The organism is Staphylococcus agnetis (assembly GCF_002901865.1).
Taxonomy (GTDB): domain Bacteria; phylum Bacillota; class Bacilli; order Staphylococcales; family Staphylococcaceae; genus Staphylococcus; species Staphylococcus agnetis.
This window is the reverse complement of sequence record NZ_PPQF01000025.1, coordinates 120,039-135,430: the sequence shown is the minus strand read 5'-3', so window position 1 is coordinate 135,430 and position 15,392 is coordinate 120,039. Positions and strand designations below refer to the sequence as shown.

The 15,392-nt window shown below is 35.7% G+C and carries 13 protein-coding genes; 7 read left to right on the top strand and 6 right to left on the bottom strand.

The annotated features are described in order from the left end of the window. Positions 1-60: 60 nt before the first annotated feature. Positions 61-1,047 (bottom strand): acrylyl-CoA reductase family protein, encoded by a 987-nt coding sequence (locus CD172_RS05090; RefSeq protein ID WP_060551712.1) that lies wholly within the window; start codon positions 1,045-1,047, stop codon positions 61-63. A 123-nt stretch (positions 1,048-1,170) separates the two neighbouring features. On the opposite strand from CD172_RS05090, the gene CD172_RS05085 reads away from it, so the two are divergent. The 3 genes from CD172_RS05085 to CD172_RS05075 all read left to right on the top strand — a co-directional run bounded on the left by CD172_RS05085 (position 1,171) and on the right by CD172_RS05075 (position 4,336). Further along, on the top strand, positions 1,171-1,686 hold the full coding sequence (locus CD172_RS05085; protein ID WP_060551711.1) for a GNAT family N-acetyltransferase: 516 nt from the start codon (positions 1,171-1,173) through the stop codon (positions 1,684-1,686). A 79-nt stretch (positions 1,687-1,765) separates the two neighbouring features. Beyond that, a complete protein-coding gene (locus tag CD172_RS05080) occupies positions 1,766-2,383 on the top strand; it encodes a hypothetical protein (RefSeq protein ID WP_103345652.1) in 618 nt (205 codons plus the stop codon). Between the two features lie 351 nt (positions 2,384-2,734). Further along, the gene (locus tag CD172_RS05075) at positions 2,735-4,336 is read left to right on the top strand and encodes an L-lactate permease (protein ID WP_103345651.1); all 1,602 of its coding nucleotides are present in this window, start codon (positions 2,735-2,737) and stop codon (positions 4,334-4,336) included. Between the two features lie 113 nt (positions 4,337-4,449). Here the strand turns inward: CD172_RS05075 and CD172_RS05070 are convergent, their stop codons facing one another. Next, positions 4,450-5,613, bottom strand: a complete 1,164-nt coding sequence (locus CD172_RS05070) for a glycosyltransferase family 4 protein (protein WP_060551708.1) — start codon at positions 5,611-5,613, stop codon at positions 4,450-4,452. A gap of 273 nt (positions 5,614-5,886) precedes the next feature. Here CD172_RS05070 and mqo point away from each other — a divergent pair, with 273 nt between their 5' ends. After that, positions 5,887-7,389, top strand: a complete 1,503-nt coding sequence (gene mqo, locus CD172_RS05065) for a malate dehydrogenase (quinone) (RefSeq protein WP_103345650.1) — start codon at positions 5,887-5,889, stop codon at positions 7,387-7,389. Between the two features lie 592 nt (positions 7,390-7,981). Here the strand turns inward: mqo and CD172_RS05060 are convergent. After that, complete coding sequence (locus CD172_RS05060; protein ID WP_103345649.1) at positions 7,982-9,355, bottom strand: sensor histidine kinase; 1,374 nt, start codon at positions 9,353-9,355, stop codon at positions 7,982-7,984. Continuing rightward, a complete protein-coding gene (locus CD172_RS05055; RefSeq protein ID WP_037566594.1) occupies positions 9,348-10,025 on the bottom strand; it encodes a response regulator transcription factor in 678 nt (225 codons plus the stop codon). Before CD172_RS05055 ends, CD172_RS05060 begins: the two co-directional genes overlap by 8 nt. Before the next feature lie 224 nt (positions 10,026-10,249). On the opposite strand from CD172_RS05055, the gene CD172_RS05050 reads away from it, so the two are divergent. Beyond that, positions 10,250-11,311 (top strand): ABC transporter permease, encoded by a 1,062-nt coding sequence (locus CD172_RS05050; RefSeq protein WP_103345648.1) that lies wholly within the window; start codon positions 10,250-10,252, stop codon positions 11,309-11,311. Further along, on the top strand, positions 11,311-11,982 hold the full coding sequence (locus CD172_RS05045) for an ABC transporter ATP-binding protein (RefSeq protein ID WP_103345647.1): 672 nt from the start codon (positions 11,311-11,313) through the stop codon (positions 11,980-11,982). Before CD172_RS05050 ends, CD172_RS05045 begins: the two co-directional genes overlap by 1 nt. 153 nt (positions 11,983-12,135) lie before the next feature. Here CD172_RS05045 and CD172_RS05040 read toward each other — a convergent pair whose 3' ends face one another. Both CD172_RS05040 and CD172_RS05035 read right to left on the bottom strand, forming a co-directional pair. Next, positions 12,136-13,674 carry an AbgT family transporter gene (locus CD172_RS05040; protein ID WP_103345646.1) on the bottom strand — a complete coding sequence of 513 codons (1,539 nt, stop codon included), beginning with the start codon at positions 13,672-13,674 and terminating at the stop codon, positions 12,136-12,138. A gap of 76 nt (positions 13,675-13,750) precedes the next feature. Then, positions 13,751-14,695, bottom strand: coding sequence for a YdcF family protein (locus tag CD172_RS05035; protein ID WP_103345645.1), 945 nt, complete (start codon positions 14,693-14,695; stop codon positions 13,751-13,753). Positions 14,696-14,899: 204 nt separating this feature from the next. On the opposite strand from CD172_RS05035, the gene CD172_RS05030 reads away from it, so the two are divergent. Then, positions 14,900-15,358: a MarR family transcriptional regulator TcaR gene (locus tag CD172_RS05030; protein ID WP_085622662.1), complete on the top strand. Its 459-nt coding sequence runs from the start codon at positions 14,900-14,902 to the stop codon at positions 15,356-15,358. Positions 15,359-15,392 lie beyond the last annotated feature (34 nt).

Here is a 15,392-nt window from a genome sequence, read left to right as displayed (position 1 = left end):
ATGACATTTGTAAATTTAAATTAAAATGGGATGTTAATTAAGTTAAACGAGCTATTTTAATTAATCCATTTTAATAACGATACGACCTTGTATATGATTATCTTTCAAGGCTTCAATATGGCTTTCGATATCTTTAAAAGGAACAACGGTTTTAATTTCATGAAGTTGTTGTGGTTTTAAATCCGTTGCTAAACGGCGCCATAACAATAGTCTACGACGCATTGGGAATTGAACAGAATCAACCCCCAATAGCTTCACACCGCGTAAAATAAATGGAAAGACTGAACTTTCAAAAGTCATGCCACTTACATTACCGCTTAACGCGACTGCACCGTGTGGTTGAATATACTTTAAACACTCTCCGACAGTGATGCCACCAACGGGATCAATAATGGCCTGCCACTGTCCTTTTTGAAGCGGTTTATCTGATAATGTATCTAAACGTCCAATGACTTCTCTTGCACCTAATGATTTTAACCAATCTGTTTTGTCATGCTGACCAGTGCTTGCAGTCACTTTATAATTCAAAGCGCTAAGCATCATAGTTGCCATTGTACCTACGCCACCAGTTGCGCCACGTACACAGACAGGACCGCCATCAGAAGTGATTTTATTATCTTCTAACAATTGAATTGAAATTGCTGCAGTAAAACCAGCGGTACCAATGATCATTGCCTCCTCTAGTGTTAAACCTTTAGGAAGTGGTACAAGCCAATCGCCTTTTACGCGAGCCATTTCACTAAATCCTCCAGCATGAGATACACCTAATTCATAGCCAGTCGCAATCACTGCATCACCGGTTTTGAAAGATGGATGTTTAGATTCTATGACTTCGCCGGCTAAATCGATGCCAGGAATCATTGGATAGTGTCGTATAATTTTGTTGTGATCTTGTGTTGCGAGCATGTCTTTATAATTTAAACTTGAATAATGTACTTTGACAATCACGTCTCCATCAGGTAAATCATCTACGGTTAACGTTTGATATTGTCCAGTGACATTACCGTTGTTTTCATCTAATACATAAGCTTTAAATGAATGTGCCATAAGCAACCCCTCTCAAAATTTTACTTTCACACTTTATCATGAGATCACATGAAAGACAATGATATTGCAACAAAGATATGTTTAGAATATAGTAATAAAAAGTAATAAATGGGGGATGGGTGTATGAATTTTCGTATTAAAAAGGTTGAGATATCTGATGTAATGGAGTTAAGGCGTGTAAGTATTGAAACTTTTGCTGAAGCGTATGCATCAGATTATGATCATGCATTGTTTAATCAATACTTTGAGGAAGAAATGTCTATAGAGAAGTTGACTGATGAAATACAAAATCCTAATTCATTTTTTTATTTTGCTATGGTCGACGAACATATTGCCGGGTATTTTAAAGTGAATATCGGTGACGCACAAACTGAAGCGTTTTCGTCTCAATATGCTGAACTCCAACGCATCTATTTATATCAAACGTATCAAGGATTAAAACTAGGTCAATATATCTTTAATTATGTTATCCAATTTGCAAAAGGATTGAACAAACGCTATTTATGGTTAGGTGTGTGGAGCGAAAACCATACCGCTATTGCATTTTATAAAAGCCAAGGATTGAAAAAAATAGGAGAACATGAATTTAAAATGGGGCATCATGTTGATGTCGATTGGACCATGGGACTGGAATTATAATATTAGTCGTATGAATCTATAAAAAAATGTTATAATAATGATGGTAGTTATTTTCGTTTGATAAAGGAGGCGCAATATCATGAAAAAGTGGTTGGCAAGTTTTATCGCACTTTCACTTGTTTTAGCAGCATGTGGCAATGACGATAGTAACACATCAAAAGAACATGAGTCATCCAAGACTGATAAGCAAACATCTCAGAATAAGAAAGATAAACCCGCTTCGGAATCATCAAAAACCAACAAAGATAATGCACAAAATAATGGTGAATCGAATTCTGGTGAGGATTCTAACGCGACTACGTCAAACACTAACGAAGGTCAAGGCGATGCATCTCAAAACAATGTGCCACAAAATGATAATGGTTCAACATCAAAACCTGGACGTTCATATGTTGCTCCATATCAAGGTCAAAATGTCGTACCAGTGGCACAAAACTTAGCACGTCAGTCCGTAGATACGCAACAAGCGTTAAAACAACTTCCGAATTTCCAAACTTCTTTGGATGCGGCACAACGTGAAGTGACTCGTTTAAATGGTCAACAAAATCCATATAATGATTATGCGATTCAAGGTGAAGTAGGGAATTATCATTATGTTTTTAGTTTTATTAATCAATCACAACCTGGAACGTATATGATTGTAACAGTTGATCAGACAGGAAAACCGAAAATTGTAGATCCAGCTTATCGTCAGTAAGCACGCAATCTAAAGTTGTAAATTGAGCTGATTTCATCTTTATTTGAAGTCAGCTTTTTATTGTATGGTTTCAGAATATTCACATACATAACGCATTTTATAATTAAGTAATAATCATATTTTTATGAGAGTAAAAGTAATTTGTTAAAAGTTAATAGATCTAAAAATTCAATAGTGTTTGATTGTTAATACAACTTTAAATGAATAGTAAATATAAGTGTAAAAGGTGATAAAAAAATTACGGCAACCTATTGAATTGTATACAAAGCAATGGTATATTTTAATTGTGAAATAATTCACATGAATAAATAAGTAATAATATAAATATAGAACAAAGGAAGATGATTTAGGATGTTAGTTCATAGTTACGATCCGTTCCAAAATCTTGCAATATCTGCATTAATTGCAAGTATCCCCATCATATTATTTTTACTCTGTTTAACATTGTTTAAAATGAAAGGGATTTATGCGGCGATGACAACATTAGCGGTTACCATCGTCATTACATTAGTAATTTTCAAACTTCCAGTAGGTATCGTAACAGGCGGTATAACTGAAGGGTTTTATCAAGGTATTTTACCAATTGGCTTTATCGTTATGATGGCAGTTTGGTTATACAAATTAACGACAGCTACAGGTCAATTTGCCATTATTCAAGATAGTATTACGGCCATTTCTGAAGACCAACGTCTCCAATTGTTATTAATTGGTTTTGCGTTTAATGCCTTTTTAGAAGGTGTGGCAGGTTTTGGTGTACCGATTGCCATTTGTGCCGTGTTATTAATACAACTTGGGTTTAAACCGTTACAAGCAGCGATGCTGTGTTTAGTAGCTAATGGTGCAGCAGGTGCGTATGGTGCGATTGGTATTCCGGTAGGTGTAGTAGATACTTTAAATTTACCTGGCGGCATTACAGCATTAAGCGTATCTCAAGCGTTAAACTTAAGTTTACCTTTATTAAGTTTTGTAACACCGTTCTTATTAGTGTTTATTATTGATGGCTTCAAAGGTATTAAAGAAACGTTACCTGCAATTTTAGTGATGGTGATTCCATTTGTACTATTGCAAATTATTTTTAACCAATTTTTAGGACCTGAACTTGTAGATATCATTCCACCACTTGCAGCGATGGGTGCATTGGCATTATTCTCTAAAAAAGTTCAACCAAAAAATATTTTCAGATTGAGTCAAGGTGAAGTTCTTGAGACGAGACGTCATTCATTTAAAGCAATTGCGTATGCATGGAGTCCATTTTATATTTTAACGTTTCTTGTTTTAATTTGGAGTTCAAAATTCTTTAAAGGATTGTTCCTTGAAGGTGGGGCACTCGCATTTTTAAATATTCAATTCCCAATTCCAGGAACAATGAATGATGTGACGCATAAACCAATCATGCTTACATTTAACTTAATCGCACAAACAGGTATGGCGTTATTAATCGCAGGTATTATTACAATTTTATTATCGAAAACAGTTAACTTTAAGCAAGCTTTTAGTTTGCTAGGAGAAGCATTTAAAGAATTATGGTTACCAATTTTAACGATTTGTTTTATTTTAGCAATTGCTAAGCTTACAACATATGGTGGTTTAACAAGTGCGATGGGTCAAGCGATTGCAAAAACGGGAACAATCTTCCCATTCTTATCTCCAATACTTGGATGGATTGGTGTATTTATGACTGGATCAGTTGTGAATAACAATGTGTTATTTGCACCAATTCAAGCTTCAGTCGCACCACAAGTTGGTACGAGTGGCGCATTACTTGTCGGCGCTAACACAGCAGGGGGTGCAATTGCGAAGTTAATTTCACCACAATCCATTGCAATTGCAACAGCAGCAGTTAAAGAAGTGGGTCAAGAATCAGTACTTTTAAAAATGACTTTAAAATACAGTGTAGGGCTCCTCGTCTTCTTCTGTATTTGGACACTGATTTTATCATACTTCTTAAGTTAATACACAGATTTTAAAAGCCTTCAAAACACATGGTGCGCATGTGTTCTGAAGGCTTATTTTATACTGTCGCTTATTTGGATTTCGTACACTAAGTGTGTGATGTTCAGAGATCATTAAGACATTAAATCATCTACGACTTGCTTAAATTGTACATAGATACGTTCAGGAGTATAGTGTGCCACTGTATGAAACGCAGAATGGATAATAGGTTGAATTTGACGCGCGTGGCCTTTTTCTATGACTTCTAATATTTGATGTGCTAAGCGGCGCGTATCTCTAGCAGGCACTAAAAAACCGTTGTGTCCATGTGTGATTAATGATTCCGGACCGGTATTCCCATCATAACTAATCACAACGCTACCTTGATTCATGGCTTCAAGTATTGTCATACCAAAGCCCTCATTACGAGAGGGTATGACTGTGATTTTACTCATTGCGATATACGTGCTGAGTTGATTCGTCGTTGGTTGTAAGAAGATTAAGTCTTGTAAACGCGCATAACTTATATGTTGCGATAAGGCTTCTTTTTCTTTTCCATCTCCGTAAATATCTATTGTAAATCCATAATCTCTTAAGTCGTCTTGAATATGATATACAGCTTCAATTAATAAATCGAACCCTTTTTCATATTCAAAACGTCCAGCTGCAATAATTTTATTTTCTTTCATCAATTGTAATCGTTTTTCATCTAACATATTAGATACGACGTAAGTTGGTGTATCAACATAAGTTTGGTAACGTTCGCGATCCTTTTCCGTTAATGTCGTAATCGCATCTAATTTTTGGTAGTGCTTGAGGATTTCAGCACGAAAACCGTCATCATAAGCATCTAAATTCATATGTTCCATGCCAATGGTTTTTTGATTTGAATTAGCATATTGGGCAATGATTAAATTATGACTTGCACGCGTACCTACTAAAATATCGCTTTCATTATTTTGAATGGCACGAATCATCTTCTTTTCTATATAACTTGAGTATTGTTTAATGCCTGGCTCATATTGCGTCAGTAATTTCGGTTTGAGAAAAGGGGAGAATTTACGTATGCGATTTGATATTATAGGTACACTATTGCGTAGCTTGAGTTGGTAGTCGACAAGCGGTAGTACACGTACGCGAGCATCAAGCGGAAAGTAGGGTTCTGCTTTATTTCGAAATATGGATATAATTGTCACTTGATGGCCTTGACGTACAAGTTGATTTGCAAGGTTCGTAATCGTTTTTACAGTGCCACCTACCGCATAGATATTATGCATTAGAAATGTGATAGACTTCATGACGCATCCCTCAATTTGTTTATTTGAGTTAATTATATCATGCAAAATTTCATAAGTGATAATAAAGCGTTATTAAAATGTATTGAAATACATTTAATGAGCGACGTAGCTTTTTTATTGTGCATTATAGGTATATAATATAAGTAACACGTGATAAAATGGTCGTATTGTTAAAGATATGGATGTATATACACTGTTTTTAAGTGTTAAGTATGACAAGTGAGATGTCATTTTCAATACTTGATGATAATCAAAAAGGGGGACTGGATTGTTGTGGAAAACTTACATAACAAGACAGATGTAGTGCTAATTGGCGGAGGCATCATGAGCGCTACATTAGGTGTATTATTCAAAGAGTTACAACCAGAGTGGGACATCAATGTGTTTGAAAGATTAGATCAATGTGGTAAGGAAAGTTCAAATGTATGGAACAACGCGGGGACTGGGCATTCAGCATTATGTGAATTGAATTACACAAATGAAATGCCAGATGGCACTATGGATATCAAAAAAGCCATCAAAGTGAATGAGCAATTTCAAATTTCTAAACAATTCTGGTCATATTTAGTCAAAACGAATAAACTCACAGAGCCAAGTGCGTTTATTCGCACAGTACCACATATGAGTTTTGTAACAGGGGAGAAGAATGTTACATTTCTAGAATCCCGTGTTAAAGCCCTTAAAGAAAATGTGTTATTTAGTGGTATGGATATTACTAAAAATAAAGCTACCTTAAAACAATGGATTCCTCTCATGATGGAAGGTCGTGATGATAAAGAAGTCGTCGCAGCTACACGTGATGAATCAGGAACAGACGTTAATTTCGGTGCGTTAACGAAACAACTTATGACACAGTTGCAAAACCAAGGTGGCGCCATTTATTATGAACATGAAGTTCAAACGTTAAAGCAAAATAAAGATGGGTCTTGGCGGATTCAAATTAAAGATTTAAAAGAAAATAAAACATTTACAGTTGAGTCCAAATTTGTCTTCATTGGAGCAGGTGGTGCAAGCTTACCACTGCTACAAAAAACACACCTGCCAGAGTCCAAACATGTCGGTGGTTTCCCAGTGAGTGGACTATTTCTTGTATGTAAAAATCAAGATGTTGTGAATCAACATCTAGCTAAAGTATATGGAAAGGCAAAAGTGGGGGCACCGCCTATGTCAGTGCCACATCTCGATACACGATATATAGATGGGGAACGCGCATTGTTATTCGGACCTTTTGCGGGATTTTCGCCTAAATTTTTAAAAACTGGCTCTTATTTAGATTTAATTAAATCTGTTAAACCATATAATTTAACGACAATGCTTGCTGCCGGAGCAAAAGAGATGGGATTAACAAAATATCTTATTCAACAACTCATGTTGAGTCATTCAGAACGCGTTGAAGAGCTTAGAGCATTTATTCCGAATGCAAAAGAAGAAGAATGGGAAGTAGTTGTTGCGGGTCAACGTGTTCAAGTTATAAAAGATACTGAAGACAAAGGCAAAGGGACATTACAATTTGGCACAGAAGTCATTACCTCTCAAGATGGTTCGCTTGCGGCATTACTCGGTGCATCTCCGGGCGCCTCTACAGCGGTAGCTGTGATGTTAGATATTTTACAACGTTCATTTAAAAATGAATTTCCAACATGGGAACCTAAAATTAAAGAAATGATCCCATCGTTTGGCAAAGCACTTACACATGAAATTGATTTGTTTAAGTCCATTAATCATGATATTTCACAGCAACTAAAATTGAATGAAGACGGTAGCTTATTAAGCTAAAATATGATAAATGATAAAAACGGGATGAACATATCATCCCGTTTTTATGTCTGAGGCTTGGACATAGCAGACCTGTTAATTAAAAATAAGCCAACAAAAATCATTTATACATGAACTTTGTTAGCTATTATTTATCTAAATAAATCGATTTAGTCTTAGTGATGGACACTATGATAAATTGTGATTGATCCCTTAGCCGAGACTTCTGAGGCATTTAGCCGCAACCGAAAATCCATTTTGAGAGCAACAATCTAAGACTATTGGCTTTTACAATATATAAGGCAGTAGCTGACTGGATTGCGTATGCGCTTAAAAGCTTTCCGCAATTAGGCTATTGACCACCTATTCACGCATGTTCATAGGTGTACTGAAGACGTAATTCATTTCATTTCTAACGTCTTCATGCACCGGCGGGCATTACAACGAAATCAATTAGATTTCTGTAATGCTCCCTAGTTGAGGTAAGGCGCCTAGAAAAGCGAGGCGTTAGGGACAATCATAGGTTTAATGATTGATGTCCAAGCCTCTTATGTCTTAATGACTTCTAACATTGATGTCACCTGAGTGTTAGAAGGTTTTTTATTGTAAGGTGTTATGCTAAGGGTAATGTAATTGTGAATGTTGTGCCTTCTTGCGGCATACTTGCAACTTTGATTTCTCCATGATGACGTAAAATAATATCTTGTGTAATGGCTAATCCTAAGCCATTACTATCTGTATGAGAAGTAGATTTATAAAAACGTTCGAAGATGTGTTCTTGAGCTTTTTTAGATATACCAGGGCCATCATCCGTAATAGTAAGTTGAGCATTATTATTAATCGTATTAGCCGTTAAAGTGACTTCAATCATGCCATCTTGATGTGTATATTTGATGGCGTTACGTATGACATTTTCGATGGCTTGAGTTAATAAACGTTGATTACCTTTTACTTGCAATGCTGATAAATCATGTAACAAGACGATGTTTTTTTGATCCATATTATAGGATTCATGTTTAATGATATCTAAAATCGTATCTTTTAAAGCCACGGTATCGTCAAAAGCTAAATGTTCATCGTTATCTAACTCGGAAAGGAGTAACAATTGACGTGTCAGTTGACTCAACCGGTGTGTTTCATCATAGATTTGTTGAATATATTGTGATTGTTGCGCTTTAGAGTGTTCCACTTGAAGTTGACTGAGTAAATGGTGAATATGTGTTAACGGTGTTTTGATTTCATGGGACACATTTTGAACAAAGTGTTGGCGCATATCATCTAACTGCTTTAAAGCACGACGCATGGAATCAAAGTGTTCTTGAAGCGTACCGATTTCATCATCCCGGGTTTTCGAAATAGGTGTTTTAAAATCACCATCCATCATGCGTTGCGTCGCAATTTTTAACTGTTTTACCGGTTTCACAATAGAATAGGTAGACCATATGACAAGACCAATTGAAAAGCTAACTAATAAAAGAAGTAATACAAATAAAAATATGCGGAATTCTCCGAGTGCTTGTCCAACATCTTGTCGCATAAACACTGCATATGTTTGGTTCTTGGTTTTAAATGAGGTTCCTACGGTATTTTGTGTTTCATTATCAAAAAAGCCTGTGATAATCGGATTGAAAGGTCGCTCTTTCACGCCATGATAATTCTCGCCTTGTAATACGCTATCGACTGTTGATGGCGGTAAGTTATCTTTGCGGAAAGGTTCGCCATAAAAGTGGCTATGATGAGACGAGTCATAAACTTTCAATTGGTAGTTCAAATGACCTAGGAGTTTGAAATAATCATGAAGTTCTTTGTCATTGGATGCGCGATCATATTCATGCGCATGTTGAAGCGTAGTCATTAATTTCGCATCATTTTGAGCTTTTAATTCAAAGTGATAATAAATATTACTGAGTAAGAAACTGGCTATAGAGCTAATGATCATAACTGTAAGTGTGTACAAAGCGACGCGCGTATATAGGGATTTAAGCATTGTCGGTCACCTTGTATCCGATACCACGTACAGTTTCGATTTGCACATTGGCACCTAATTTTTTTAAACGTGCACGTAAGCGTTTAATATGTACATCTACCGTTCGCGTGTCGCCATCGTAATCAAATCCCCAAATTTTCTCGATTAATGCTTCTCTTTCAAATACTTGTTTAGGATAAGAAACGAGTAAACTCAGTAACGCAAATTCTTTATTCGGTAAAATCATGCCTTTATTATCCACTTTCACTTCAAGTTGAGTTTGATCTATTTCTAAATTTCCTAATTTTAAGTGAACGTTCGTTTGAATTTGGTATCGACGTAACACCGCTTTAATGCGAAACATAAGTTCCGAAACTTCAAATGGCTTAGTTACATAGTCATCTGTTCCAGCTAAAAACGCACGTTCTTTATCTGTTAAAGCATCTCGAGCAGTAAGCATAATGACTGGGTAGTTATAGTCATACTTCAAGATTTGACAAAGTTCAAATCCATCCATCTCATCCATCATAATATCAACGATCGCAATATCAATATCATGTTGAGCGACATAAGCTTCAGCAGCTTCTCCGCTCGGTTGCTTCACAGCTTGATAACCCTCTTTTTCAATCCTTGAAGCAACATAGTCCAAAATCTCTGGATCATCGTCAACAATTAAACATGTTACAGCCATTGGTTTCACATCCTTTATCTTCTCTTTCTATTCTTATTATAGGTGTAATCACGTCTTGCGTAAATGAACGTTCATTTTATCAACATGTATGACATCCTTTTTAGAAACCTAGCGTGTTTAATTTCACTAACGAAAAAAATTTAGACATTTGACATTTGTTCATATTCAGTTCATAAACCCTTTTTATAATGTGGCTACAAGGTAAAGAAAAGGGGAGCTTAATTATGAAAATAGCATTAAATGAATTGAAGTTTTACAAATTCAAATATTTGCTTATCACATTTATCGTCGTGCTATTAGCGAGTATGGTGTTATTTATATCAGGACTAGCCAAAGGTTTAGCACGTGAAAATGTATCACTTATTGATCAATTTAAATCAGAACAATTTGTGATACAAAAAGATGCAGATAATCAAATCCAGCGTTCAAATATTAGTCCAGACCAACAAAGAGAAATTGAAAAAATCGTGAAGACAGCACCATTTAAAGCAAGTATGGCAACAGCACAATATAAAGATGGCAATAGTGATTTATTATTTGGATCAATGCCTAAAAATGAACAACCTTCATTGAAATCAGGGGAGTATCCTCAAAACAATCATGAAGTCGCATTAAACAGTAAATTAGAAGGTGAAGGTTTAAATATCGGCGATACAATTAAAATTAAAGGTAAAGACCAGGAATTCAAAATCACAGGTTTCTTTAATCACGCGATGTATGCACATACAGATTTTGCGCTGGTTACTGAAAAAGGATTAGACCAAGTGACCGACAATCATACGCCTACATCAATGTATTTTCTTAAAGGTTTAAGTCACAAGCAAATTCAAGACTTAAAAGACATCAAAGATGTAAAAGTAGTGACTCAAAAAGACCTCACTGATGGTATTCCAAGTTATCAAGCTGAGCAAGCGCCATTAACAATGATGATCGTCAGCTTATTCGTTATTACAGCAATTGTGCTCACTGCATTTTTCTATGTCATGACCATTCAAAAAACATCTGAAATTGGTATTTTAAAAGCAATTGGTATTAAAACAGGACATTTATTAGGATCACTACTGTTCCAAATTTTATTTGTGACACTTTTAGGAGTCGGTTTTGCATTAGGTATTATTACTGCATTATCGTTAATCATGCCAGTTACCATGCCGTTCCATTTAACATCTAATTTGATGTTGATTATGGTAGTCGTATTTATAGCAGTGGCAATTATAGGCGCATTATTATCACTTGTACGTGTACTTAAAGTAGATCCGATTGAAGCGATTGGAGGCGGCAACTAATGGGTTTAAAAGTAAATAATTTAATTAAAACGTTTGGCAAAGGTGACGCGAAAACAGAGGTATTAAAAGGGATAAATTTTGAGGTTCAACCAGGGGAATTCATTATATTAAACGGCGCATCGGGTTCAGGTAAATCAACTTTATTAAGTATTATGGGTGGATTATTATCACCAACAGAAGGTCAGATGACTTTAAACGGTGAAGATTTTGGTCGGTTATCACAAAAAGCGTTAACAACGAAACGATTAAAAAATATTGGATTTATTTTTCAATCTTCGCACTTACTTCCGTATTTAAAGGTAAAAGACCAGTTGATTATAGTAGGGAAAGAGGCTGGGATGTCGAAAAAAGAAGCGGAAATACGCGCGAAACAATTATTAGATGACATCGGATTAAGCCACCGTATTGATGCCTATCCGCATATGTTATCTGGAGGAGAAAAACAACGTGTTGCGATTATGCGCGCTTGGATGAACAAGCCACAGTTGTTACTTGCAGATGAACCAACAGCGAGTTTAGATGCGAAACGTGCGACAGAAGTTGTTGAAATGATTAAAGAACAAGTTCAATCCAAAGGGACAATAGGGATTATGGTAACACATGATGAACGTTTATTTGATTATGCCGATCGTATGCTTTATTTAGATGACGGCAAAATCGTATCCAAATAGAATTAGTAAGACCGATAAATAAATCAGTGACTTTCATAAATATGGAGTGAGACTGGAATCATTATGATTTCACAGTCCCACTCCTTTTTGTTGATATTGCAGTACACGTATGTAGGTAGACGCTTACATGCATGAGACATCATTATCATGACATTATTTATGATGATGTATAGGACCACCTGGACCTACTGGGATGCCAAGCAAATACCATATAATTAAAAATACTGTCCAAAAGATGGCTAAGAAAATCGTATAAGGCATCAAACTGGCAATCAATGATCCTAATTTCATATTTTTATCGTATTTTTGTGCATAGGTGAGTAATAATGGCAGATAAGGCATCATTGGTGTGATAGGGTTTGAGATAGAATCACCAACACGATAAATCATTTGAGTAAATGCAGGATGAAATCCTAATAAAAGTAACATAGGTACAAAGATTGGTCCAAGTAATGCCCATTTCGCAGAAGCACTTCCTATAAGTAAATTAATAAGACTACTGAGAAGGATTAATCCTAAAATTAAAACGACACCATTTTGATGTTTTAATGCTTCAGCGCCTTTTACAGCAATAAAAATACCAAGGTGACTCCATGTTAAAAATGCAAGTAATTGTGCAGCAAAAAATACGATAACAATAAAATTACCCATCGCAGCCATCGACTCAGTTAACATCCGACCGATATCTTTTGAATTTCGAATCGTACCCGCTTTAATCCCATATACGCATCCAGGGATAATAAAGATTATAATGAGGATGATACCGATGCCATTCATTAAGGGTGAATCATCTATTAAACTTCCAGTTTTAGCATTTCGCAACCAACTTTTTTCGGGTAGCGCTAAAAGTGTGAGCGTGATGAGTGTGATCAAAAAGCTGATGTTTGCGAAACGAATGGCGCGTGCTTCTTTAGGTGAAATCGATGCATTATTCATTGTTTCGTCCGTGTTAAGTTGTGACGACTCATATGTTCCAAGATGTGGAATAACAATACGTTTTGTGACATACCATAAAATAGGTAATAAAAAGAATGTGCTTGCTGCAATAAAATACCAATTCATTGCAACATTCATCTTGACACTTTTATCAATTAAATGTGCAGCAGGCTCAGTAAAAGCATAAACTAATGCATCCTGTAACCCGATAAAGATATTAGCAGCAAAACCTCCTAAAGTGGCTGCATAGGCTAATGCCAACCCCGCAACTGGATGATAGCCAAGTTTAATAAATATCATGGCAACTAATGGGGGTAACACAATCGGTGCAGCATCACCAGCGATATTTCCTAACATGCCCACAAATATAATGACCGGCAAAAGCACTCTTTCAGGTGCGATAGAAACAATATGCACCATTAACTTATCAAAATAACCACTTTTTTCTGCGACGCCGATGCCAAGCATTACAGCGAGGACGATACCTAATGCTGGAAAAGTAGAAAAGTTTTTCACTGCATCATTTAAAAACATCACAACACCATCATGACTTAAAACATTTCTTACGGAAATCATTTCGCCAGTACCCGGATGTTTTACACGTGTATCAAATTGTGACACGATTGCAGTGACGACTGCTAAGACGATACATAAGCTGAAAAATAATATAATAGGGTCAGGTAATTTATTTCCCGTTTTTTCAACAAAATTTAGAAAGCGTGTCATAAGTTTGTTTTTTTCTAATTGAGTAGACATGTCCAATCCCTCCGTTTAAATGGATTGGGTCGAGTATAACAAACTTCCAAACGTGTGAATATATATTTTTAGAAAATTATGACATTAATATGATCGTTAGAATGATATGAAAAATGACATAAATACACCATAAACTAGGATAGTACAGTAGCAATCCACAATAATCTCGAAGCAACGCTTTTGCACGTAAAGTGATTGGTGAAGGTGCACCGTATCCTAAAAGATATAAACCATGTCGCTGTGCAATACGGAGTGCTCGTAATACGTGAAATTCACTTGTCACACACATACCATGTTTTTCTGTAAATAATGGCTTCGAAAATCTAAAGTTTTCGACGGTATTTGTAGATTGATCTTCCATTTTAATAGTATGGCATGGAACGTTGTGTTGTTTTAAATAGCGATACATTGCTAAAGCTTCAGATATTGGTTCATCAGGCCCTTGTCCGCCAGATACGATATATTTTTTGATTTGATACTGACGATATAGGGTGAGACCGCAATCTAAACGTGCTTTTAACATTGGTGTTACGTTTTCAGTATAGATGCCAGCACCTAACACAATTAAAGTGTCCACGCCTTTTTGAGGTAAGCGTATTGTTAAAAGGTGCGTTAAATAGAGGTAAATCGGCCAAGTCAATAAAAATACCCATATAAAAATTTCGGAAAATTGTAATGGTAATGACAGCCACCAAGGAACAATTGGCGTAATGCATTCGATGCCAAGTGATAGTCCTAGAAGTGCCAACGTGTAACAGGTTATCTTTAATACAAATTGTCGGCCATGTTTTGTTTGAAGGTGCGCACGTTTTAACCATAATAAATAAAGCATCATGATAACGACGAAAGCGTATTGACGCCATTGCTGAAATTGTGTAAATTGATTAAATGTGACTAAAATCATGTTTAGAATTAACAACACATTAAATAGTTCTATACGAACATTAAAATTACGTTTTGCTGAAATAATAAAAAGCAAACTTATAATGAGAGATGTTATAATAGGTGAGACGAAATACATGAGCAATGCCCTTTTACCTTTCAATTGATATTTTTAAAAGACATCTTTTGAATACAGGTATACGTTATTTTGTTGTAATAATATACCATACAGTTTTAATTGTGTATGGTTATTATACATGGTGATTTATAAATAGAGAAATAACTGAAATGGGTATCATAACAAGTGAAATAACAAAACGTACAAAGACGAGGTGGAATTAAAATGACTAAAGAGATGTCGATGCATGTCGGTTTTATGGGAGAATTTATGGTGAATTTAAATGCACTCACGGCGACGCTATTAAAAGATTTGCGCAATAAATACGGGATATCTAATGAACAATCTAGTGTTTTACTAATGTTATCGCATGACAGAGCTTTAACATTAACTGAAATTACCCTACGCCAAGGGGTGAATAAAGCGGCTGTAAGTAGACGTGTAAAAAAGCTAGTCGAATTAAAACTTGTAGAGTGGGTACATTTAGAGTATTCCTATGATAAACGACTGAAATATATAGCGCTCACTGAGAGTGGTGTAAATTATGTAAGAGAGTCGAGACGTATCATTGCAGATTTGGCTTCTGAAATGTTGTCAGATATTCCGATTGATCAAATTGAACAAACACGTGAAGTATTAGAGCAAATTGATCAACGCGTAAAAGCACATTTAAAAAAAATGTAACACTTTTATCATGACCATACGTCCAATGAATGAG